We start from the raw sequence: 23919 nt of genomic DNA, 5'->3' as shown, positions 1-23919 counted from the left end.
CAATTATTTGATCTTCGGGGCAAGCTTGGGATCACCATTGGGATTCACCATCATCCGCACCACCTTCCCCGTTTCATCCGATTCGAAATATATCCGGAACTCATGTTCATTACTCAAAAAGAAATGCGACTCGTCCAGCGCCAGCAGTTCCGAAGGCGGCCCTTTATGCGGCCTCGCCATCAACCGGCCATTCTCCAGCACTACATCTATCAGCGCACCATTCACTTCGATCTTATACGTACCCTCATACCTTTTAAGAATTTCCTCCTTTACCGTCACAGCCTTCAATTCAACAGGTATGGAATAAGGCTGTCCATACAACACGGCCAATATCCGTCGCGTAATATTGCTGATTCCCGGGATCTCGGTATTGCTCAGCAAGATAACACATACATCATCCTCCGGTATACGCGCAAAATCTGTTCTGAAACCAAATATACCACCACTATGCGAAACCATCAGCTTGCCATTCAGAGAATCGATGATCCAGCCATACCCATATTTATTCTTATAAGGAGTATACGCCTGCTGCAACAACTGCCGGCGAACAATTGAATACCCCTGCAACCCACGATGCCATTTATACAAGTCCTCGACAGTTGAGTAAATAGACCCCGCCGCATAAGGACTCGCAGAATCGACAATAGGTGTCGGCTTTATGGGCTTTTCTGTGGAATCGGCATAATATCCTATCGCCTTATCCACACTGGCAAGATGTTTAAAATCAAATCCGCTATGAGACATCCTCAACGGATTGAAAATATATTGCCGCACCGCTTTTTCATAAGGCATGCCAGTCAATTTTTGGATAATATAGCCCAACAGGTAATACCCGGAATTGCTGTAAGCCCACGCAGTCCCCGGCGCAAAATCAAGCGGCTTATCTTTAAAGAATTTGATCAACTCTTCTACATGTACAGATCCATTGATCTGTTTGTTGTTCCTGAAATCATCGTCGCGCGTATAATCCCAGATACCGGAAGTATGCGTCAATAAATGCTCGATAGTAATACTATCCCCATGCGGGTAACCGGGATAGAATTTGCTTACCCTATCGGTCAACGCCAGTTTCTTTTGCTCCACGAGCTTCAGGATCATAGCAGAAGTGAAAGTCTTGGTAATAGAGGCGATCTGAAATACAGTATGCGCATCATTGAAAGTACTGTCCTTGATATTCTTAAGACCATACCCGCCTTTCAACAATATCTTACCCTGCCTGGCCACCAATACCGATCCGCTGAATTTGTCCAGCTTGCCATAAGCATTCATAAGCACTTCCAGCTTTTGAACCGTACTGTCTTGCGCCAGGGCAAATTGACACATGCCAATCGCCCACAATATGACGAATGTTAGTTTCATACAATATGTTTAAAGGATGATTAAAACAGAATAGACAACTCAACGGCAAACTCCTGCCCGCTATTATTAATATGGATGGTATGCCTTCCGGGATATACCAGCTTTAAGCGCTCGATCACATTTTGCAGCCCGATGCCCGACCGATCTTTCTCCGGATCATTTTCAGGGCGGGGGTGTACACTGTTACGCACAGAAAACTTAAGTTGTTTTTCCTCACACACAAGCGACACCTTGATCCACGATGGCTCCCGCAAACTAATGCCATGCTTAAAAGCATTCTCCACAAAAGGGATCAGTAACATTGGCGCAATCTGGTGGTTACACAATTCCTCCTGGATAGTATCCTCGATGACGATCTCCGGCGAATACTGAATACGCAACTTTTGCAGCGATATATAGTGCTGCAGGTATTCAATCTCCTTATCCATAGGAATGAAATCAAGATGATTCTCATGCAGCATAAAACGCATCATATCACCCAGTTGCTGAATACCCGTCGCTGTATCAGCAGCCTTTTCACGTAAGGCTGTTCCATACAAAGTATTCAGCGCATTAAATAAAAAGTGAGGATTGATCTGAGAACGAAGGAACTGCAGGTCGGCCTTGGATTTATTCAACTCCGCCTCCATGCCCCTTAACTGCAGTATCCTGTCCCGCCGCTGCTGATAGACAAGCCAGGATATGGGGTTAGTTACAACCAGTTGCATACCCCAGCAGGTCATTAAAAAATTAAACGTCCTGGAGGGCATACTGGAAAAACCATCAAACAAAAAAGGTATGAACGTACACAGAAAGGTCGCCGCCAATAGTTGGACCAGCGTCTTGAAACTGAACTTAGACGTGCTTTCCCTTTGAGGAAATATCCAATACGTGTTGACCATAAATACCAGGAAAGTGGCGGGAATAAAACCTGCATAAATGATCCTGAAAACGGCGCCGGAAAAAATATCAAACATCAAAATAACGGCCAGCACAGTAAAATAAACGGTAGCTGCCATGGTGAATTGGTTCAGCACCAGGATACGGTAAGCTCTTACGCCGGTCCGTCTTTCCATGTACTGAATGATCACTTCCCGAACACCAGTTATCAAACTAAATATCCCCAGCAGCCACAAAGCCCTGTCGAAACCAGTCAACAAATTTTGCATCGGATGATCGTTATAACCCAACCATGATAAAAACGGGAATCCCCTATAGCTATAAACCCAGGGACGTCCATAATAAGTAGCCGTATTGAAGCCCAACGCCAGGAACCAGCTTAATCCACAAAGCACCAGCGCAGCCAGTACCAGTTTGCGGATGATAACAACCGTCTCATCCCGGAAAGATATCCTCCTCACCAATGGAATCACCCCTTTGTTGATCCCGATATAGCACAAATACAGCAACAACACCGAATTGATTTGTGGCAGCAATACTGACCTAATATAATTAAATGGCAGGTCAGGATCAGGATTACTATAAAGCTTTGCGTAAGATTCAACCTGTTGCTCATCCAGTTTAAACTTATCCCATATATAAGCCCCTATACGGATCACGGCAAACAGGGTAACAAATACCAACTCATGTGCCCTCCATCGGACTTTATTCTCTTTAACCGGTGCCGTTGTGGCTATTGCTGAAGTCTGAATTGTCATATCTCGTTCTTTTCAACAAGATTAGCGCATAAATCAGGGCGTATGTGGCAAATGTGACGAAACCAGTGAAATATGGGGCGAAAACTGCAGACATGTGATTAGCGTATGCCATACACAATACCATCCCTAACTGTCACACGTAATTAATCTGATACAAAAAGTTGATTTTAATCATAAGGATCAGGTTTGCTAATTCAGATTATATCTCTAATTTACCCACCTGTTACACTAAACCTGACCAGTACACCAGTAATAGTACTACGCCAGATTCTTCCCAACCGAATAGTTACACTATCACTGCGCAGCAACACTGCCTGTCGCACACCCATGTCAGCACCCTAAACAAAAAAACGATTGCAAAATGAGGTATGTCCCAAACCTGATTCCCGGTAGTTCGAAAGTAATGGCCAACTATTTTAAAGGCAGTATATACAGGCCCACAAAGAAAACCCCGCTAAAAGATCTGGTGCTGTGGATAGCAGGCATTTTCTTCCTGCTTGGCGCTCTTGCTTTCATTAATCGCTTTCCCTTGTTCGCACTCCTGGCCTTATTAGGTCTGATCTTGATCCCTCCGGGACAGCGACTGATAGAACGTATGCTGCGATTTCGCCTGACGACTAAATTAAAAACAATTGCTGCTTCAGTCCTTTTTTTAGCGTCAGCCCCTTTGGTAAATCACTATTCAGAAATTGATCAACAGGTTGCTTCCCAACAAAAGCTTAATGAAGAAAACCAGGCAAAACAGGAGGCCGCTGCTCAGCAGAAAGAGCAACAGCGAAAAGATAGCCTGAACCACTATGTACGACAATCCAATCAGTTCAGGGAAGCACATAAAATTGAAGAAGCTAATCAACAACTACAATTTGCAGCAACCTTTGCACAGTCAGCAACTGAAAAAGAGCAGATTGAAAAGCAAAAGACAAGTATTGCAGCAGTTGAAACAATCGACCTGGTCAAAGCAGGAAAATACCAAACAGCCTTACCCGAAATCGAAAACCTGTTATTATCAGACCCAACAAATAAGGATTTGCTATATAACAAAGCAATTTGCTATAGCAAAACGGGAGAGATTGAGGAAGCAGTAAATATCCTGAAGCCATTGATCCAGTCAGGGCACGCAGAAGCTGATGAACTTCACGAAAAGATCAATCCGCTACGTAAAAGAGTTGCCTATTCCGTTACCCGTTGTTGGGACGGCTCTATATCCAACGCTACAGGCAGGGGCGCCTGCTCCCACCATGGCGGAGTAAAGAACTGGAACGAACCCGTTTACGAAGAATACAGAAAATACGAATAACAATGAACAGTCATCTATATAAGTCCGCCACGTTGGTAAAAACCAGCTTTATGCAGAAGTTGCTCAAGCAGTTTCCGCAAGAAAATGCAGTAATAGAACTAAATAATCTGTTAGCAACAAAATCGGTAACATCGATTACCAAACAAGATGTGGAAGCAATCGAAGACAGATACAAGATCAACCTGGTAAAAGAGTTCAGGTTAAACATGGAAGAGTTTTACACAGTATACCTCAACCATTGCCTGGCAGATAAAATCCTGAACACACAGGAACTGGCAGAGTTGAACCATTTAAAACAGCTACTCAACCTGGACGATAAAACCATAGACAAGCTTCACACAAAGTTGGGAGAGATAATATATAAGCAATCCTTTCAGGAAGCGGTAGCAGACGGCAGACTCACACAAAGCGAACAAGCCTTCCTCGATCAGCTTGAAAAAACCTTAAGGCTTCCCAAGCCACTTGCCGAAAAAATATCTGCTGAAACAAGGACCAGTTTTATTGAGAACTATGTGGCTCAAATTGTCTCAGACCAAAGGTTATCACCCGTTGAAGAACGGGAGCTGGACGCCATCTCAAACAGCCTCAATGTACAAATAGAGTTCAACGACAAGACCAAAGAGCAATTGAGGAAACTGAAACTCTATTGGGCTTTGGAAAACCTGGACCTGCCAACCATCCAACCCGACATTACTATCCAAAAATCAGAAGTTTGCCATATAAAGATATCCAATGTAAAGTGGTATGAACTACGAAGCGTAAGAAGAAGAACAGGTGGCAGCTACTCAACACGCATCAAAGTAGCCAAGGGATTCTACCTCCGTGTAGGCAGCCATTCATCCAGTAGCTACAGCGAGAGTACGATGACCCATATTGATACAGGCACTTTGTACCTCACAAATAAAAGGATCATTTTTGTAGGTGCAAAGAAAAACTCAACCATACAGCTGGGGAAAATAATTGACCTCACCCCCCATAGCGATGGTGTGGAAATCGATAAAGAAACAGGTAAAAGTCCTACATTACAAATGAAACAAAACGCAGACATTTTCTGTATGATGCTGGAAAGGCTATTAAATGAACGATAAAATAAGACCTACCTCAACACCGGCATCCACACAGTCATATCACCATACCCCCTGTTCGCCCACGCATAATAGGGAACCAGCTTTATGGCTACCGGCTTTGTTGTGGTGCTTATCTCCCGATAGAGACTGGTAGTATTGTTTTGCAGCAATCGCGCCGTTCCTTCCAGCGCCATAATATTTCCATTATCCACGCGCATAGGCTGTGGTTTCAGCTTTATATTGGCAGGCAGGGCGATATCAAACACCTTTTCACCCGCAGGTAGGTCTGCAGATTCAAGACAGTACACTACTGGCCCGCGCTTTACCGCTACCTGGTTGCGCGTCTCCTCTACCAAAGGGTGCGTCTCCAAAAGAGTGGCTGGCATATTCAGGTCAAGGATGATCTCATCACCGCTTCCTTTCCACTTGCGTTGAATAACAGCATAACCATTATCCGGCACATATTGCCCGGTGCCATTCGCACGCACACCGAATTGCTTACACCAACCCGGAATGCGCACCCGCATGGCAAAATCCATAGGAGGCAATCCCTCCATGGTAATCTTTATCTTTCCATTCCAGGGATAATCAGTTTCCTGCTTCAGTTTAATGGTGCGCCCATTCCTAAGGGTAGTAGTCAGTTCGCTGCCCCCATATAAATTCACCTGCACAAAAGAATCAGCCAGGCTATACACATAATTACTCACCTCTGCCATGGTACGTACCGTATTGGGCGGGCAACAATTGGACAAAGCGATATAAGACTCCCGTCCTCCCATCCACCGCAAGTGATAAGGATAATCCTTCGATAGCGCCAGCGGATTGGTATAAAAGAATTTATTACCATCCATGCTGACACCCGATAAAACACTATTGTACAAAGCCAGCTCTACGATATCAGCATACTTCCCTTCACCGGTCAATTGCAGCATGCGCCAGTTCCACAACACGTTCCCGATATTGGCACAGGTTTCATTGTGCGCGCTCAGGTTGGGCAATTGGTAATCCTTCCCATAAGCCTGGTGCACCTTCTGCACGGTGTCAGGCGTATAAGAAGTGCCATCCACCGACACCCCGTCATACAGCGATCCACAACCACCGGTCACATACATTTTATGATTGACGACATTATCCCACATGCGGTACAAAGCAGGCAACAAAGTAGTGTCACCGTTTTCGGCATACACATCTGCCACACCGGCAAACAGGTAGTTGGCCCGCACAGCATGTCCCACTACCTTTTGCATATTGCGGAAAGCCGTCCGGTCCGAATTATCATCCGTCCCTTCCGTAAGCCCTCGTATATTGATGAGCTTTTGAGCCAGCGACAGGTACTTCGTCTCATGCGTGGTACGATACAATTCTATAATACCCATATAATGCGAAGGGCAAATGGCATTTCGCGCCTGCTCCGGCGTAGCGCGGGTATAAAACCCGATCAGGAAATCACCCGCCTTCTTCGCTACATCCAGTAAAGAAGTTTTCCCGGTAGCCCGGTAATGCACACAGGCAGCCGTCATCAGGTGTCCAATATTGTAAGCCTCAAAACTAAGACGATCATCAAATTGCTTACGCTCGCCGGTCCGCTTTTGCCCGATCACAGACTTGGTATAGATATACCCATCATCACGCTGCCCTTTAGCGATCACAGCAATCGCTTTATCCATCATCACATCCAGCTTCGGATCTTTGGTCACGGCATACATGGCCGCCACAGCTTCCAGCGTCTTATAAAAATCGCCGTCATGGAAGGAAGGCCCTTTGTGCGAACCGGTATCCAGTCCTGCTGCTATTTCAAAGTTCTTAAAAGCATGACTAACTCCTGCATCCATATAAGTATCCCACAAATGCGGCACCATGGAATCACGGCACACCGCAAACCGCTCTGCCCAGAATCCTGTAGTCCACCGCACCTCCCCCAATCCCGGCGCATACAACTTTGCATACCTGCTGCCACTGGTATTCACCAGCGCTTTTGATTGCGCCTGCAACGAAACACAAGTCATTAGGGAAACCCCAACAACAACGATGTATTTGATCATGCTAAAACGCTTTATAAGTGACTACATATTCAGCTCCCGCCTGTACTGGCATTTCATATTGTCCATTACCCGCTGACACAATATTGGCTGTTTTACACACTGGCTTTGTTTTACTACTAAAACGCAACGTACCAACACCCGCCGCTCCTTTCACTTTGATCTGCGTAGTACTGCAATAAACAGCCACTTCTCCACCCGGCACAGGCACCTTACCCTCCATCCACTGCAGGCCGCCCAACGCCGGCGTAATCGTATAAGTTTTATATCCGGGAGCAGTAGGCTGCACGCCGAGGTAGTAGCGCCCCAACAAGTACAATGGACTGGCGCCCCAGGCATGACAAAGACTTTTTCCGAATGGCCTACCATACATGGCATAATGCTCCACACCCTTCCTCGCAGGATTGTATTCTTCCCAGAAAGAAGTAGCCCCCAGGTTGAGCATACCACCCCAATAATCCTTCATTTCCTTTAACACATACTGCTGCTCACCCATAGCACATAAAGCCTCCAGTTCATAAAAACGCATATAAGGCGTGGTGATCTTTTGAATATTGTCATTCAGTAACACGTTCTTCTTCACTCCCTGCTTTTGTTGCTCATTAAAATAGTTGAAGAAGATGCCAAACATATTGGCGTACCGCGTTACATTGTCAGTGGGCACACCATTCACCCGGCTATGCACCAATGCCTGCTTAGATTCATTCCAGTATAACGCAAACAACTTTTGCTTTAGATCGGCAGCCAGTTGTTGGTACCGGTTGGCGCCCGCCGAATCATTGGCCAGAGAAGCGCACAGTGCCATTGTTTCCAGCCCACGGCACAGCAACATTTGCTCAAAACTCACCTCTCCTTTCTTACTAAGGCCATCAGCCCAGTCGATGAACACCCAGTCACCGGCCAGTCCTTCCATCAACCCGTCTTTATTGCGGCGGTTCAGACAATACTCCATCAGACTTTGCATACGGGGATACAGTTGTTGCAGGAAAGCCTTATCACCGGTGTAAGTATAGTAATCGTAGATACCGAGAAACCAGTAAAAAGTATAATCCATGATGGTATTGATATGACTGCTGATAGGGTCTTTACCACGCAGCGCATACAAAGTCCTGCGTACAGCCGACTCATCAAAGTAGAGATAATAGTTCATCAGGTAGCTCTGGTACGCATCCCCGCTCCATATCCAGCGGTCACGTTTGATACCATCGATGAAGAACTCCCGGGTATTGAGATGCAAAGTGTATTTCGCTACATCATATATCTTATTCAGCTGCTCATCCGAGCAACGGAATCCTCCCCGCTCCTGCACAGGCAGGTATTCATACCACATCGACACAGAATCGATGTTCACCCCCTGCGCACATTGAATATTTGCATATCGGAATGCTTTAGAAAGTGGGGTAACTGCAATCCCCTTCGAAGAACTATTGACATCAAACTTATCCAGCGTCTCACAACCTTCGGGCGACATTGCCTCTTCTTTTGACTCTCCATAATAAATGGTCACGCCACCCTTGCCGGTTACACCATTCAATTGTATAAAGCCAAAAGTCTCTTTCCCGAAATCTACGAGTAGGCTATTACCTTTTCTTTCAGCAGCAACAGGCTGTTGCAAACTACGGTTCAATGTAAAGTCGGAAGGTTTGGTTTGCGGGTCATTGAAATTCCAGCTACCGGCATTCAGCCAGGTAGTACCACTCTGATCACTCACCTTACCGGTTTCATCGATCCACTCTTTATCCTCATACGTCACCAGCCAGGAAGCATCCGATACGATACTTCGCCCCTTCACAAAGATGGCAGGCACTTTCTCCTGGTTATGCACTTTGATATTGATCTTGTGCTTTCCGGCCGGTATGGTAATCGTAGCCGGCGTACCGAGCAGCATCTTCGAATCCAGCTTCACATTGTAGCTTCCCTCCGCATAAATGGTTATTTCTTCGGGAGCACTCAATTCAAATACCTTATGAAAGTCCATCAATACATAATGCGCATCCATACGCCAGAAAGGAGGAAAGAAAGCACCCTTCTCTGTACGGCGGTTCTGCATCTTATTGCTCAGCCATATTTCATAATCGCCCGGATACCATATCCACGTAGCTTGCTGGGCAAATGAAACTCCGCTAAAACACAGAACAAACAGTACTGACAGAATTTTATTTCTCATACAGGCAATTGATTAATGATGACCATTAAAGAAAATATACAAACTGATCATAATAATGATCAGTGAGATCCACAAAGTCCACACCCGCCGGGTTGGTTTTGGCAACTCACCTTCCACATGCACATTGGTAACCGGTTGCCTGTCGAGCAGAGAGATCGATACAGCGGCAATAAACAGCACAGCGAAGATGTAAAACGACAGCAACAGGTAGTGAGGCCAGAAGTGATACTTATCAGGTGTAAGCACCCACAGGTACAACACTCCAATACCCAGGCTAAAAGCAGAACCCACAGATAAAATAATATTTACCGCCAGGCGAGTCGTGCGCTTCCAAAACACCGACAACAGGAACACCACCGATAATGGTGGCGCAATAAAGCCCAGTACCGACTGGAAGACATCAAACAAGTTTAACCCTTTAATATTATCAATGGCCAGCGCCATTACAATCGCGAATAGACATCCACCCGCTACGGTCATCCTGCCCACCCGGATAAGCTGTTGGTTGGTAGCAGCCGGGTTAACCCTTTTGCGGTAAATATCCATGGTAAACACAGTGCTCAACGAGTTGAGAGAAGAGCCAATAGTGCCTACCAATACAGCGATCAATACAACAATGACCAATCCATTCAACCCCGGCGGAAACAGGTTCGTCACCATGGTCATATACGCTTCATTGGAATCCTTCAGGTTGGGGAACAATTCATAGCACAGGATACCCGGCACAATAAACAAAGGCAACGACAATATCTTCAACCAGCCGATAAAGTTTACACCGAGCTGTCCTTGCTCCAGGTTGCGGGCGCCCAATACAGATTGTACCATAGCCTGATCCGTACAAAAGAACGCCACGGCTGCTACAGGGTAACCGAGTAAGATAGCGGGCCATGGATAGCTCTTATCACTGGCCGGATGGATCAGGTTCCAGTAATCAGGCGGCGCTTTATGAAACAACGCCTCGATACCCCCTACTTTCTGTACCCCAATAATGGTAAGCAACAGCGATACCACAATGAGCAGTATCATCTGGAACACATTCACTTTGGCAATAGCCTTCAATCCGCCGGCAAAGGCAAAAAGTCCGGCAAACAATACGAGTACGATCACCGATTGCCACATGGGGATATTCAATATCTGCCTTACGAGAAAACCACCGGCAAACAAACCCAGCGACAACCAGGAGATCAATATTTTGATCAGGGCATACCAGGCCAGCATATTGCGTGTCGAATCACCATAGCGGTTGCCCATAAACTCGGGCATGGTAGAAACCTTGGCAACGAGGTAGCGCGGCGCAAATACCATGCACAGCAGGAACAGGAACACAAACGCATACCATTCAAAGTTGCCCGCCACAATGCCGGTACTATAACCAATACTGGCAAAGGCCAGCAACATAGAAGGTCCTACATTGGTGCCCCACATATTGAAACCAATACTGGCCCAGCCGAGCGAATTGCCAGCCAGGAACAACGTTTCATCCTTTTTCCGCTTCCCAAAGCTGGCCTTGTACCCAATGAACAGCAGGATCAGCAAATAGGCTCCCACAATAATAAAATCAATGGGCTGTAGTTTATCTAAAATGTTATTCATTACATGTTAAGCTTTCGGCCAGATGGATGATACTTTTACAGGCAGCCCGGTCGCCAAAGACTCTTCCATAGCTTTCAACACGGCAATCGTTCCGATTCCCTCCTGCAAGTCGGGATACGCAATAAAACCCTGCTCGATAGAGTCTGCAAAATATTCGAGGTAATTCTGGTATTCACCGGCATGGTGACTCTTCCCTTCAAACCGGAAATAATGTTTCAGCTTATGCTCCCAGGTAACGACCTTCTCCTCACCCGTCTTATCAGTAATGGCATAACGCAGGTCCATGTAATCACCCTGGCTACATCCTTCCGTACCACGCAATATGCAGCTCATTTCACTGTCGCGATCTACGGGTTGCACCGGTCCGCTGTACACGCCACTCACCCGCGCGATGCGTCCGTCTGTAGCTTTGAAAATAAAGTGCATAGTATCTTCATTTTGCAATCCACCTGCTTTCCCATTAGGGCTCAACATTCCATATCCCATCACTTCTTCTATGTTTGGCAGGTACCAGCGGATGAAATCAACCGGGTGACTCAACCCGCCATACAACCATTTGAATGCCTTTTCCAGCGACCAGCCTTTGCCAAGGAACCAACGATGATCAGCATGGTAATAAGATTCCACAGTAACGAGCTCGCCAATAGCCCCTGCTTCATAATCCGCCCGCTGACGTTTCATAGGCTCAAAGAAGCGGGAGCTTTGTCCTACAAACACCCGCTTACCAGTTTTTTTTTGCAGGTCAAGTAATTCCTGCGCCTTTGACAGGTCATCGATTAGCGGCTTGGTGCATACCACATGCTTGTCGTGCAGCAAAGCCTGTTTAATATGCTCTGCGTGAAATTTATCGGGCGTATAGATAGCGATCACATCGATATTTGGGTCATTGAGCATATCCTCATAACGCAAGGTATAATGGTGAAAGTCAAACTCCTTACTCCGTTGACGGCACAGCTCTTCCTTCATATCACAGATCGTTTTCAATGTCCATTTCTTGCTTTGCAAAGCGGCCGACATCGTGCTGCGCCCCTCTCCTAATCCGAGAATACCGAGATTTAACATATTGAATAATGAGTGGTCAATAAATGAGTATTAATTCGTGTAATTCGTCTTTAATTCGTGTTAGTAAGCTGCTTCAAAAACACCCACGTCTCCCCTTTCTCCGTGCCTTCAATGCCCTCCTGGTATTTCTTCATCAAAGCATTCCACGCATCCACACGGGGATTGTTCTCCGTTGTTTTAGGGTTAAGCTTATCAAGGCTTTCTCCTTTGGGAATGCTGATCACCAGTATCAGCTGACGGCCATTCCTGAACACCAGCAGTTGTTGGAACCGCGCATTACAGAACCCCTTGCCTACTTCCGGCCACTGCTGCCGTTGATTGGCATGCAGTTGCATGTACTCCTGCTGCAATTGTTCATCCGCCACCAGGTTAGCCGTCAGTAATATATGATCCCATTCCGGCACAGTTACCGCATCTGCACACTGCGTTCGGTCAAACACATAAAAAGGCTGATCGTATGTTTTCACCGTAACGCCGGGAAACGCCTGCTTGAAGGCGTCCTTTAACTGCCCGGGTTGTTTGACCGTCCCAAACACTACCCAATGATTTTTCCACTGGTACAGCATGTTAGAGGGTATATTGTACTGACGAAGCAGGTCTTTCAATTTGTCACCATTAACAGCATGTGCAGCATCACCAACAAGTTCAATGGCCACCTGCTGCTGTACAGCCGGCGCCTCATTGATGGGTTGCTTACTATGAACAGCAGGAACTTCACGCAGCAAATGCTTGTATGCCTGCTGCAAGCCGGCAGATTGCTTAATACTATCACTGACTTTCGGACCATTGTTCACCCATTCGTTGTTGGGACCATTGGCATTTTGCAGGAACTTCTCCCCGGGGCACCAGTTATCTTTTACCGTATAGTAAGCAGTGCCTTCATCAGTATACAGGTAAAACCAGTGTGTGGGAATATGCGCATAAGGTGCTTTGTAGATACTATCTATTCGATTCTCCGTGATCTGCGAGCCCGGCTGCGCCGATAAGGTATAAACACCTGCCACATCATACATGTGTTTGGCATAATGATGAATATAGTTGGCGTGGACCCGGTTGTTGCGCATGGCATTGACGGTCTTCGTCCATCCCCATCCTACACAAATACCGGAATAAGGCAGCTCCCGCAGTTCATTATGATGAATACTGATCCCTTGCACATAACCGGCACTAATGCCCGGGCATCCCCAGTCTTCATTGGCAGTCTCGCTGATCAGGTTATTACTAATAGTAAGGTTCCTGCTTAATTCCCATGCATCTGCCGGATTGTAAGGCAGGTGTGTTTCAAAGGGTTCATCAGAAAAAGTACCTGCCTGTATAGCTGTACCACTGATATCAGTAAACAGGCAACCGGTAATGCTGTCCCGATCGGAGCCCTTTATATAATCGATGCCGGTAGCGCCCAGTTGCGTAAAACAGCAACCCTCAAAAGAAGTGTTGTTTACATAAGCCAGTCGCACCGCCGCTGGCTGCCGGCCTATCCAGGCCTGATTTTCCAATCCCTTCTTATCGGCCGTACCAGGTATCTTCAGCTTATAAGCATCGAGCATATACATGCCCGCTTGCAACGGCACATGCCCCTGCTGAGAAGGACGCAGCCAGGTGCTATGCTGAAAGGAAATACCTTTTACATGTACATGTGAAACGGTATTATCAGCAGTACCTTCAATACGTAATAAAGTTTCAAGATAAGGCGCTACCACACGGACATTACTCATATCTTCTCCCGGCAAGGGCCAGTAATACAGTTTACGTTGTTGCTTATCGAGGAACCACTCTCCAGGCGTATCGAGCAATTGCAACGCATTGGAAAGATAAAAAGCAGAGTTACCGGTTTGTTTGGAGATCCACGGCGCCGGCCAGGGATGCTCACTTTGTATGCGACTCTCCGGCTGATAAAAACTAAGGCGCGTGCTATCACCCATCACTTCCATTTTCTTTACGCGCAATACAGCTATGGCCCACCATTGATGGATTAGCATTTCAAGACCGGCAGCATTGATCAGCGAAGGCGTCTTTGGGGTGGGTATCCAGCACTGCTCGTTCTTATGATCCCAGGAAAGTATGCGGTTCATACTATCACCATCACGGTCGCGGGCACGAACAGCCTTTGCATCATTCACATACAGCTGCCGAAAATCCATGATGGCATCACCTTGCATGGGCGCATCGGCCACCCACACTTTACCTTTCGCTGCCGCCGGTAAGCCGGGAATATTCCCGTTGGCTTTCTTCCAGCCGTTAATCACGATACCGCCACTTAATACAGGCCGCTCACCTGCTGCTGCTTCTATAAATAAAGGGCTGGCAGCTGTACCGGCATCTTCGGGCCTGATGAATACCGGCTCCTGCAATTGGTACACGCCACCTTTCACTACAATATGAACACCGTTGGCAATAGAAGGATCATGCAGCCGCCTCAGCTCACGCGCCTGCCGCACCGCTGCCTGCAATGTAGCTTTAGGCCGCGCTTCCGTACCAGGGTTGCTGTCCTTTCCATTGGTAGCAACCCACAATTGTGCACTACCCACAAGAGGAACAACAGCGACAAACAATAAGGATACTAATATATTGATACGTCTCATGCTTTATTGAAAGATGCTCTTCAAATACTTCGTATTCGCGCCATAATTCACCTTCACATTCGTTGGCTGTTTCGCATCCCGGCTACGCTCCACCACCAGCCAGCCACTCCACTTCATTTTATCGAGCGTTTGCTTGATCTTCTTCATATCCACTTCCGGATCATTCTCCAGCCACACGCCGTCTTTATTGGTACAATGTATTTGACAAATACGCTTGCGTCCAAGTGTTCTCAGCTCATCATACACATCACGACCTGCGCCCAACGCATCAGCCACATTGAAGTAGATCTTAATAGCGGAAGAACCGATCTCATCCAGCAGCTTTATCTGTTCTTTAGCAGATAACGGCGTCTCAATGCCGATCACCACACCGGCAGCCTGCGCCATTTTACCCGCTTCTTTCAGGCGCTCCACCACTTTACTGCGCAGATCAGGATTTTTAACGAGATCGCACTGCACACCCATCGGCAGGAAAGCGATCTTTACATTCATCAGCTGCATGGTCTTGATACAGTCGGCAATACTTTGTTTGTATTCCTCCCGTTCACAAAAAGATTGCGCATAATAGCCGGTCATAGCCAGCGACGGGATTTCAATATTGAGCTCTTTAATCTTATTGAGGTAAGACTGACGTACCGTATCATTCAGCAGTTGGTTGTCAAACGTAGGTCGCTTACCCAATCCACCCATATCCACCTCCACTCCATCGGCGCCCAGGTCTTTGGTTAATTGCAACGCGCTCAACTTCTGCCGCTTCAACAACATCAGATCGATCAAGGCGATCTTGTACCGCTTGTTCTTCTCCTGCGCCTGCGCAAACGCCGGCAACAGCAAACTAAACAGCAAGAAGCTTCCCAGAACAAAAGCAACTCCACGCCTCAAACTCGTAGTTAGAAGCTCGTGGCTCAAAGTTTGCTTTCCCCCACTCGTTGCCTCACTGCCTTGTTGCCTCGTTGCCTTAATCTTCACTAACTTTCCCCTGCGAGGACTTTTCACCTGGCCATATTCCATTGACAATAGGTTTTAATTCAAGTTTGGAAGGATCGACTGTTACATGTTTGACGAGCTCACGCCGCCAGGTGTACACGATGTGCACCATACCATCAGACGTTTGGATCACAGATGGATAAGAATATTGGCTGATGGGAGAATCTTCCAGTACCAACGCAGCCGACCAGTTCTTGCCGTCTATTGAAATGGCAACATTGAGCGGCGTGCGTGGCCCCTTGGCCAACGTGCCCGGCGGCAACACATGATTATATACCAACAACTGCCGACCATCTTTCAGCGTCACGGCATCGGTGCCGGAGTTGTTATTCGGTAAGTTAGTAGGCACTACCTCCGACCATGTTTTGCCGCCATCTGCAGACCACGATTCCACAACTGCCCTGTTGCGGCTCCTGCACAACACCTGCAGGCGGCCATCTTTATAGGTGAGTATACTGGGTTGTATGGCATTGATGGTCTTCCCATCATTGATGGCCCCTATCTTACGCCAGGTTTTACCCCAGTCGGTAGTTACTTCAAAATGTACTTTCCAGCCGCTGCCTTCCATACTGGAAGCACAGTACAATTCATTGCCCAACAGAATAGGTTTGTTCTTCACCGGGCCAAGAAACCCTTCCGGCAGGTTTTCTCTTTCACCCCAGGTAAGGCCATTGTCTTTGGATCGTTTCATATATCCTTTCCAGGTGGCCACGCGCGAGCCTATCTTATAAAACAACAACAACTCTCCATTGGGCACCTGGTACAGCACGGGATTATAGCAAGGGAAACGGGTGGTATCGTTGATAATGCCATCGGCCACCATTTGCGGTGCTGTCCATTTTCCGTTCTCCAGGTGGCTTGTCCAGATACATACGTCTTTATTCCCTTCCTTGGTGCCACCAAACCACGCCGCTATCAAACCCTTAGGTGTTTCTACAATCGTAGCAGCATGGCTCTCCGGGAAACTGGCACGATCAAAAATGAATTCATCTTTTACAATCCCTTGCTTAAAGCGCGCGCCTGCTTCAAACAGGTAAGCACCGGAACCTATTTCAAATACGATGTACTTGCCATCTGTCTTTATAAATCGCACCCCTTCACTTTGTGCGGCAGGCTTACCCCCCTCTACTACATCCGTTATGGTATCAGCAGGGATGTAGACCAACGCCGTTGCATTGGCAGGCACTTTGATCTCCCAGCTCATCCTGCTGCGTGCATCATCCGTTTTCCAGCTACTCATGATCTCGCCATAGGGAGATTGATAAGTAGCCTGCACACTGTTCAACCCATCAACGAACTCCGGCTTCATGATGATCTTTTTAAAAGCAACCTGTTGATCATCCGAACGGATACCTGCGAGGTCCTGGTACAACCAGGTCAACAGATCTCCCAGCAACATCACATGGTTCTGCGAGTTCATTTGCGGGTTGGCCGTATTGCCATTCCACAACTCCCAGATGGTGGTGGCGCCATTGGCCGCCATGTATCCCCAGCTTGGATAAGAAGTATTGGAAGCAAGTGTATAGGCAATATCTGACCGGCCATTCGCCGTCAAGCCCCGCATCAGCCATTGCGTACCGATCACACCCGTGCTAATGTGCATGTGGTTCTCGATCCTGATCTTCGTATAAATATGATTGAACACCTGCTCCCGGGCACTATCGGGCACGATACCGAAATACAAAGGCAGCAGGTTGGCGGTTACAGTATTGTTGTCGTATTGCTTTGTTTTGGCATTGAAGAAACGGTTATTAAAAGCGTCTTTCATATTGCCGGCCAGTGCAGCATACTCCTTTATATCAGCATCCTTGCCAGACAGCTTAGCAAACTGCTGCATCAACTCCAACAGATGATAATAATAGGCCGTTGCGATCAACTCTCCCTTCGTGGTACGCATACTGTCTCGTGACTTGATCAACTCCAGCGATTCGGGCGGCACACACCAGTCACCATATTTATCTTTCGTGAGAATATTGTTCTTTAAGTATTTCTTCTGCATATAGCCCATCCACTTTTTCATAGATGGGTAGTGCCTGATAATTGACTGTTTATCGCCGTACTGGCGATACAACATATCAGCCACCAGAATATACACGCCCGGCCAGGTCACGTTGTCGCTGTAGTAATTCCAGAAAGCGGGCGCCACATCGGGAATAGCGCCTTCTGCTGTTTGTGATTGCTGAATATCGTTCAGCCACTTGGCATACAACGATGAGTTATCAAACAGGAAACTCTCGCCCAATGCACCAGTGGCCCGATCGCCCAGCCAGGGCTGCCGTTCATTGCGCTGGGGACAATCCACTGGCATACCTTTATAATTGGAAGCAATACCCCACCAGGCATTCTGCCAGATGCGGTTGATCGTTTCATTCGACGTATGGAAGGAACCAATAGTAGCCAGATCATCATACACTACCTGCCCTTCAAAATCCTTTACAGAAGGTTCGCCGGGATAACCTATAATCTCCACATACCGGAAACCATGGTATACAAAAGAGGGCTGCCAGGTCTCAACGCCGTCTCCCTTCAACGTATATACATCAGTAACCTTGGCATCGCGCAGGTTGGCCATATACAATTCACCATTGGGCTGCAAGCTTTCTGCAAAGCGTAGCTGTATCTTTGTCCCTTTCCTCCCACTCACGTTCATCTTTATCCAGCCGGAAAAGTTCTGCCCCATGTCCAGGATGTATTTATCAGACCGGGCCTCTCGAAGCCGCTTTATAGAAACAGGCTGAACAACCTTCTTCACCCGCATAGGCTCGTTCATCTGAGCCACCACTTTTCCTTCAGGCGCTTTCACCAGCTGAGGTTTTATCCAGCCGGCATCCTGATAGTTCACTCTATTCCAGTTGGTGAGCTCTTTGGTAGCATCATATTCCTCGCCATCATATTCATTGTTGCTCCTGATGGGGCCATCCACATTGAGCTTCCAGCTCTCATCACTTACGATCGTTTTACGCGTGCCATCCGCATAATCAATTTCCAGCTGCAGTAATAATTTTGGATAACCAAACGTATTGATCTTTTGCGGCTTGTAATCCTGCCGCATGGTGAAGTAACGTCCGTTGCCCAACACGGCAGCAATAACATTATCCCCCTTCTGTATCCTGGCAGTCACATCATACGTATTGTACAATATAGATTTACGGTAGTCCGTGGGGTTGGGCGCCAGCACAGCATCCCCTATTTTAGCTCCGTTGATGTGCAACTCATACAGGCCAAGCCCCGAAACATACACAGTGGCTCTTTTTACGCGGCTATCAGAAGCAAAAGGCTTCCTGAAATAACGGGCCGATAAGCGGGAAAACTGTGTGACACTATCCCAGGAAGAAGCTTTATCATAACCTATCCATTTGGCTTTCCAATCTGCGGCAGCTAACAATCCCATCGACCATTGTGCAGGATCACTCCATCCGGCCTCCCCTTTATTCGTATACACTTTTACTTTCCAGTAGCAGGCAGTGCGGCTGGTCAATGGCTTACCAGCATACATAACATGAATGGATTGCGCAGAAGCTATTTTACCACTATTCCACAGATCGCCATTATTGGCTACCAGCTTTTCCGGCGTGGAAGCCACAATAACCTGGTAAGCAGTTTGCATTACGCCACGCTGATTAGCATTAATCTTCCAACTCAACCGTGGCTTGACTACATCAATACCTTGTGGATTTGTCAGCATTTCACATTGCAACGCATTCGTTGCAATCGTTTGGGCAGACACTTGCAACGTGCCTGCACATAACAGCAATAAAAACAGTAACCTGTATAAGGATTTATGGTTCATGGTCATTCTGCGTTAAAGTTGAAAAACAACACCAGCTCCTTTGCCCGCCCCCTGTCTTTCTCATAATCATAATAAATATTCTTGCCGCCCATCGGGCCGGTAGTTTCATTCCTTTGTGTTTTGCTGCCAATACTGGCAATGCCCTGCATAAAGGAGATATCACCCGAAGGGAAATACAGCATGTAGTTCTTCCATTGATCTTCTTTCCAGGCAGGCGTAAACAGCCGTAGGAAAGTATCTTCATTTTCGGTGACTACGGTAAAAGGCTGCGCATTGGTGATGAATTTACACCAATACATATTGGAGTGATAACCTTTAAACTCCGGGTACTTCCAGCTTTCGCCCGTCTCGGTATTGTTGTAGTCCTTGTGCCAGATACCAAATTGCGTTCCCTTCATGCGGTTCTTCCATACACGGTACGGACCACTGCCCATATACTCAACTGCTTTTATATTGGCTTCCGGAAAAGAGAAGTTGACACCCACAAACGTGGTAAAGTAGGCCTCGGGAAAATAGTTCAGTTTCATTTTCACCCAACCGGATGGATAGATGGTCCATTCAAGCATGTTGAAACTGTTCTTACGATCGAAAGAGGAAGCAATGACAAGATTTCGCCCCTCCATGCGATACGAGAAGCCATTGAAGTTGTTGACACCTTCCTGCAATACAGGTCCGTTGTTGAATGGGATAACTCCTTTGGCATTGTGTACACTGGTGAGCAACCCGGTGCGTTGGTGAATTGTAAATTGCACGCCATTAGCAGCAACCTGGTATAAGGAATCAGCGGTAGTGATGGTTACCGCACCATTGCCGGTTGTATCAACGAGCGTAGCAGCCACAGCAGCGGGCCTAACAATAGGGAAACTCCAGGTAAATAATTCTTTTTTATAAGCGTCGAAAGCGGTGAGGTATAGTGCATCATACTGGTTCCAGTTGGCAGGCAACGAGAGCTTCAATGTGCCTTTCTGAGCAGGTTTGATATCCGGCGCCAGTGCTGTTCCTTTTTTATCTTCCCGCTTCCCATTCACCCATTTGCTCAGCGTCCACTGAAAAGAACATTTATTGATGTTGGTATAGAAGTAGCGGTTCTCCAAACGTAAAACCCCATCAAAGTCTGGCGCGATCTCCCGGCGCTCTACAAACACAGGGCTCCATACTTCCTTGATGGTATAAAAGCTGCCCTCTTTCTCATGATATGGTCCCAGGATGCCGTCGGCGCCACGGTTCTTATCAGTATCCAATACCCCGTTTTTATCTGTTCTTACTACACCCTGATCGGCAAAGTCCCACAGGAAGCCGCCAGCCGATAACGGATCATGCCACATGGCTTCCCAATAATCCTGCAATCCCGCTCCATGCCCTCCATCATACCAGCCATGCAGGAACTCGGTAGGCATCACGATCTCGCGCCCGTTGTTGTAATTGCCAATACCATAATTGTATTCCCGGTAGTGTTGCGTATCGAAGCCGCCAAACAATTGCCAGGGATGCACTACCGGCCTCAACTGTATATCATTTCTTACAAACAGGGAATCCAGTTCAAAATTGTGTCCACCTTCATTGCCGTTGGCCCAAAAGATGATCGAAGGATGGTTCCTGTCGTGCAACAACATTTCTTCGACCAGTTTTGTACCGGTTGGTGTATCGTAATTCCAATGCCAGCCAGCCAGCTCATCCATTACAAACAAACCCAGCGAATCACATACATCGAGGAAATGGCCATCTGGTGGATAATGACTCATGCGCACGGCATTCATGTTCATCTCTTTCATCAACAACACATCCTGTATACTGATGGCTTTACTGGTAGTCCTGCCCGATGTGGGCCAGAAGGAATGACGGTTCACTCCTTTCATTTTCACCTTTACGCCATTTACATAAATACCATCACGCTGTTTCACTTCTACTGTTCTGAAACCAAACCGTTGTTTCATCGTATGCACAGGCTTGCCACTATCTGACAAGGTAAAAACCACCTCATACAGATTAGGAGTTTCTGGCGACCACAGCTGTGGAGAAGCGAATGAGGCCTGCAGGAAAGCGAAAGCAAATTTCTTATTAACACTCTTCCGCAAAGCCGCACCTACTTTTTTCCCATCAAGCGTATAGACCTGGGCAGACAATTGATCACCGGGTCCGTGATGCTCGATATGGGCAATAGCTGTAAAACTGCCATCCGCTTTTGCATCAATTTGTACGTTTTCGATATACTGCGTTGGGTATGCTTCTAAATACACCGGCCGGAAGATGCCACCAAATAACCAGAAGTCGGCCTTACGTTCTGCTTCATTCACAGAAGCATTGGCTGAATGCTTGGCCACTGTTACTTCCAACAGGTTCTCCTCTCCTTGCTTCAGCAACTTCGTAACATCATATTTGAAAGCATAGAAAGCACCTTCATGCACCGGCCCGGCAAATTGTCCATTGATCTTTACTTCCGTATCGGTCATGGAACCTTCAAAGACAATCTTAATAACCTTATTCTTCCAGCCGGCAGGCACCCGAAAAGAATATTTGTACATGCCCTTCTCTTTGCCACGCACACTGTCCTTATCAAATCCATAGTTGTATTTACCAAATCCCTGCAGTTCCCAGCAGGAAGGCACCGGAATCGTAGTCCATTTACCGGAGTTTCGCCCTTCCGAGCAAAAGAACTCCCAGTTTACGGTCTTATCATTACCAGTGCCAGACAAGTACAACTTCTCCGTTTGCTGCGCAAACACTCCTATGCCCGTCAGCACCAATCCTACAAACAATAATATTTTACGATCTATATACATCATTATAATACGCTCTACTCTATTACAATTTTATCCAGCTTGTCCGTATTTCCTTTCTTCACTCCATTCACCCACACACTCAAGCCTTTCCCTTTCTTATACTTCGCTCCATCCTTGTCCCAGATGATGGTAATGATCTTACCGCGGTACAACACATTATCAAGACAAAACCAGTCCCATTTACCGACAGGCAACAGAGGATGGACTTCTATCTTATTATCAGCCCGGGGGCGAAGGCCCGCCAGACCAGTAATGATCAGGTCATTGAAAGTGGAGTGATTATAATAGCGGCTGCGCTCTTCATCACCTTTCAACCAGTAGCCCGTTTTCTCGTCAAGGTATTCCCCTACATAAGGACGACCACGGTAGTATTGCGATTCCACATAGGTATTCAGCAAGCTGAACCAGGTAGAGTCGCCAATTACGTTTTGCTGGTAATTGTTCAATACGTTGGCCAGGGCAGTAAGCGTTTGTGAAGTAGCAAAAGGCCAAACGGCGCCATCCCATTCACATTTGCAGCAACCATGCGTACGAAAGCCCGGGTGACTGCGATCGGCAGTAGTAATCCCGAAGGGTGCACAGAAGGTCTTTTCATCCCTTACGGATTTCCAGGCATTTTCATACCCTGCGTCCGGCAAATTAAAATACCAGGGAATAAAGCCAACTTCCTCTTTCACATTGGCGAGGGTATCCGCCTCTTTACGTACTTCGAAGAAGGCATGTTTATCGTTCCACAGCTTTGATTGAATGAGTTGTTTGATGGTATCGGCCTTGCGCGTATAAAAAGAAGCCAATTGCTGATCACCTTTCAGCGTAGCCATTTTGGCTAATGCCACGGCGTTGCCATACATATAACTGTTGATGGTAGGTCGTGCGTTCTTTTCGCGCCGACCGCCACTGATAGTTTCTTCCATGCCATCTTTCACGTCTGTTTGCCAGAACAAACCACTGGGCAGTTTCTTTTCTGTTTCCCATACGGCATAATCCTGTTGCAGATCGGGCAAGAGGTCAAGCATATAAGGTACATTTCCGTTTACGAGGTAGCGGTTATAAATGGCATCCATCGCCCAGCTGCTAAAGCCGTGGAGCTTCTTCATGGCTTTACCGCTGTCGCCCCGATACCATACATGTACATACTGATCGAGGTATTGCTGCTCGTGCAACCAGCGGCCCTCATACAGGTGATGCCCAAGGGCGCAGGCAATGAGATTATATTTATCTGCGTAAGACCGGTTCACCAGGAATTCAGTGAAAGCATAGCCTACAGGTGTTTTCTTAATGTGCTTGCGAAGTGTCCACCAGCGGTAATAGAAGATCTCTTCTACATTTTGTTGCGGGCATTCAAAGAGCGGGATATTGCGTTGCATCCATTGCCAGGCGCTGTCATTCGGTATGGCCTGCACAATGTTCTCATCTTCCATCTTATTGAAGTAATCTACATAATGCTTAAAGCTGCCAGCCTTCAATACGCTTTTTCCGGGCTGCACTTTTTTCTGCGCAGTAACACTCGTAGCCATAAGGCTGAGACCAACAATCGCTATGTATCGTAACCGCATCAT

At 47.0% G+C, this 23919-nt stretch carries 13 protein-coding genes; 2 read left to right on the top strand and 11 right to left on the bottom strand.

From position 1 onward, the window contains the following. Nucleotides 1–3: 3 nt before the first annotated feature. Together AC5JBY_RS14605 and AC5JBY_RS14600 are read right to left on the bottom strand one after the other, a co-directional pair. Complete coding sequence (locus AC5JBY_RS14605) at nt 4–1359, bottom strand: serine hydrolase (protein WP_495905345.1); 1356 nt, start codon at nt 1357–1359, stop codon at nt 4–6. A gap of 20 nt (nt 1360–1379) precedes the next feature. Beyond that, nucleotides 1380–2996, bottom strand: coding sequence for a sensor histidine kinase (locus tag AC5JBY_RS14600; RefSeq protein WP_495905344.1), 1617 nt, complete (start codon nt 2994–2996; stop codon nt 1380–1382). 403 nt (nt 2997–3399) lie between these two features. Here AC5JBY_RS14600 and AC5JBY_RS14595 point away from each other — a divergent pair, with 403 nt between their 5' ends. Further along, complete coding sequence (locus tag AC5JBY_RS14595; RefSeq protein ID WP_495905343.1) at nt 3400–4293, top strand: tetratricopeptide repeat protein; 894 nt, start codon at nt 3400–3402, stop codon at nt 4291–4293. A 50-nt stretch (nt 4294–4343) separates the two neighbouring features. Beyond that, nucleotides 4344–5381, top strand: coding sequence for a hypothetical protein (locus AC5JBY_RS14590; protein WP_495905342.1), 1038 nt, complete (start codon nt 4344–4346; stop codon nt 5379–5381). 8 nt (nt 5382–5389) lie between these two features. Here the strand turns inward: AC5JBY_RS14590 and AC5JBY_RS14585 are convergent, their stop codons facing one another. The 9 genes from AC5JBY_RS14585 to AC5JBY_RS14545 form a co-directional block, all read right to left on the bottom strand. After that, nucleotides 5390–7402 (bottom strand): aceric acid hydrolase, encoded by a 2013-nt coding sequence (locus AC5JBY_RS14585; protein ID WP_495905341.1) that lies wholly within the window; start codon nt 7400–7402, stop codon nt 5390–5392. Between the two features lies 1 nt (nt 7403). Beyond that, on the bottom strand, nt 7404–9566 hold the full coding sequence (locus tag AC5JBY_RS14580) for an alpha-L-rhamnosidase-related protein (RefSeq protein WP_495905340.1): 2163 nt from the start codon (nt 9564–9566) through the stop codon (nt 7404–7406). Between the two features lie 12 nt (nt 9567–9578). Further along, nucleotides 9579–11159, bottom strand: coding sequence for a sodium:solute symporter family transporter (locus tag AC5JBY_RS14575; RefSeq protein ID WP_495905339.1), 1581 nt, complete (start codon nt 11157–11159; stop codon nt 9579–9581). A 6-nt stretch (nt 11160–11165) separates the two neighbouring features. Continuing rightward, a complete protein-coding gene (locus tag AC5JBY_RS14570) occupies nt 11166–12221 on the bottom strand; it encodes a Gfo/Idh/MocA family protein (RefSeq protein WP_495905338.1) in 1056 nt (351 codons plus the stop codon). Nucleotides 12222–12271: 50 nt separating this feature from the next. Next, nucleotides 12272–14803 (bottom strand): right-handed parallel beta-helix repeat-containing protein, encoded by a 2532-nt coding sequence (locus tag AC5JBY_RS14565; protein ID WP_495905337.1) that lies wholly within the window; start codon nt 14801–14803, stop codon nt 12272–12274. A gap of 3 nt (nt 14804–14806) precedes the next feature. Next, entirely contained in the window at nt 14807–15685 is an 879-nt protein-coding gene (locus tag AC5JBY_RS14560; RefSeq protein ID WP_495905336.1) for a sugar phosphate isomerase/epimerase family protein, read from the bottom strand. Nucleotides 15686–15761: 76 nt separating this feature from the next. Beyond that, complete coding sequence (locus AC5JBY_RS14555; RefSeq protein ID WP_495905335.1) at nt 15762–19580, bottom strand: family 78 glycoside hydrolase catalytic domain; 3819 nt, start codon at nt 19578–19580, stop codon at nt 15762–15764. Between the two features lie 2 nt (nt 19581–19582). Continuing rightward, on the bottom strand, nt 19583–22363 hold the full coding sequence (locus tag AC5JBY_RS14550) for a glycoside hydrolase family 2 protein (RefSeq protein WP_495905334.1): 2781 nt from the start codon (nt 22361–22363) through the stop codon (nt 19583–19585). Nucleotides 22364–22374: 11 nt separating this feature from the next. Next, the gene (locus tag AC5JBY_RS14545; RefSeq protein WP_495905333.1) at nt 22375–23919 is read right to left on the bottom strand and encodes an MGH1-like glycoside hydrolase domain-containing protein; all 1545 of its coding nucleotides are present in this window, start codon (nt 23917–23919) and stop codon (nt 22375–22377) included.

The organism is Paraflavitalea sp. (assembly GCF_059502485.1).
The sequence above is the reverse complement of the archived record's forward strand: the minus strand, read 5'-3'. Positions and strand labels throughout refer to the sequence as shown.

Excerpts from the sequence above, each read along its gene's own strand:
- AC5JBY_RS14545 (WP_495905333.1), bottom strand. The coding sequence starts at position 23,919 with ATGATGCGGTTACGATACATAGCGATTGTTGGTCTCAGCCTTATGGCT.
- AC5JBY_RS14570 (WP_495905338.1), bottom strand. The coding sequence starts at position 12,221 with ATGTTAAATCTCGGTATTCTCGGATTAGGAGAGGGGCGCAGCACGATG.
- AC5JBY_RS14580 (WP_495905340.1), bottom strand. The coding sequence starts at position 9,566 with ATGAGAAATAAAATTCTGTCAGTACTGTTTGTTCTGTGTTTTAGCGGA.
- AC5JBY_RS14585 (WP_495905341.1), bottom strand. The coding sequence starts at position 7,402 with ATGATCAAATACATCGTTGTTGTTGGGGTTTCCCTAATGACTTGTGTT.
- AC5JBY_RS14600 (WP_495905344.1), bottom strand. The coding sequence starts at position 2,996 with ATGACAATTCAGACTTCAGCAATAGCCACAACGGCACCGGTTAAAGAG.
- AC5JBY_RS14595 (WP_495905343.1), top strand. The coding sequence starts at position 3,400 with ATGGCCAACTATTTTAAAGGCAGTATATACAGGCCCACAAAGAAAACC.
- AC5JBY_RS14555 (WP_495905335.1), bottom strand. The coding sequence starts at position 19,580 with ATGAACCATAAATCCTTATACAGGTTACTGTTTTTATTGCTGTTATGT.
- AC5JBY_RS14605 (WP_495905345.1), bottom strand. The coding sequence starts at position 1,359 with ATGAAACTAACATTCGTCATATTGTGGGCGATTGGCATGTGTCAATTT.
- AC5JBY_RS14590 (WP_495905342.1), top strand. The coding sequence starts at position 4,344 with ATGCAGAAGTTGCTCAAGCAGTTTCCGCAAGAAAATGCAGTAATAGAA.
- AC5JBY_RS14575 (WP_495905339.1), bottom strand. The coding sequence starts at position 11,159 with ATGAATAACATTTTAGATAAACTACAGCCCATTGATTTTATTATTGTG.
- AC5JBY_RS14565 (WP_495905337.1), bottom strand. The coding sequence starts at position 14,803 with ATGAGACGTATCAATATATTAGTATCCTTATTGTTTGTCGCTGTTGTT.
- AC5JBY_RS14550 (WP_495905334.1), bottom strand. The coding sequence starts at position 22,363 with ATGATGTATATAGATCGTAAAATATTATTGTTTGTAGGATTGGTGCTG.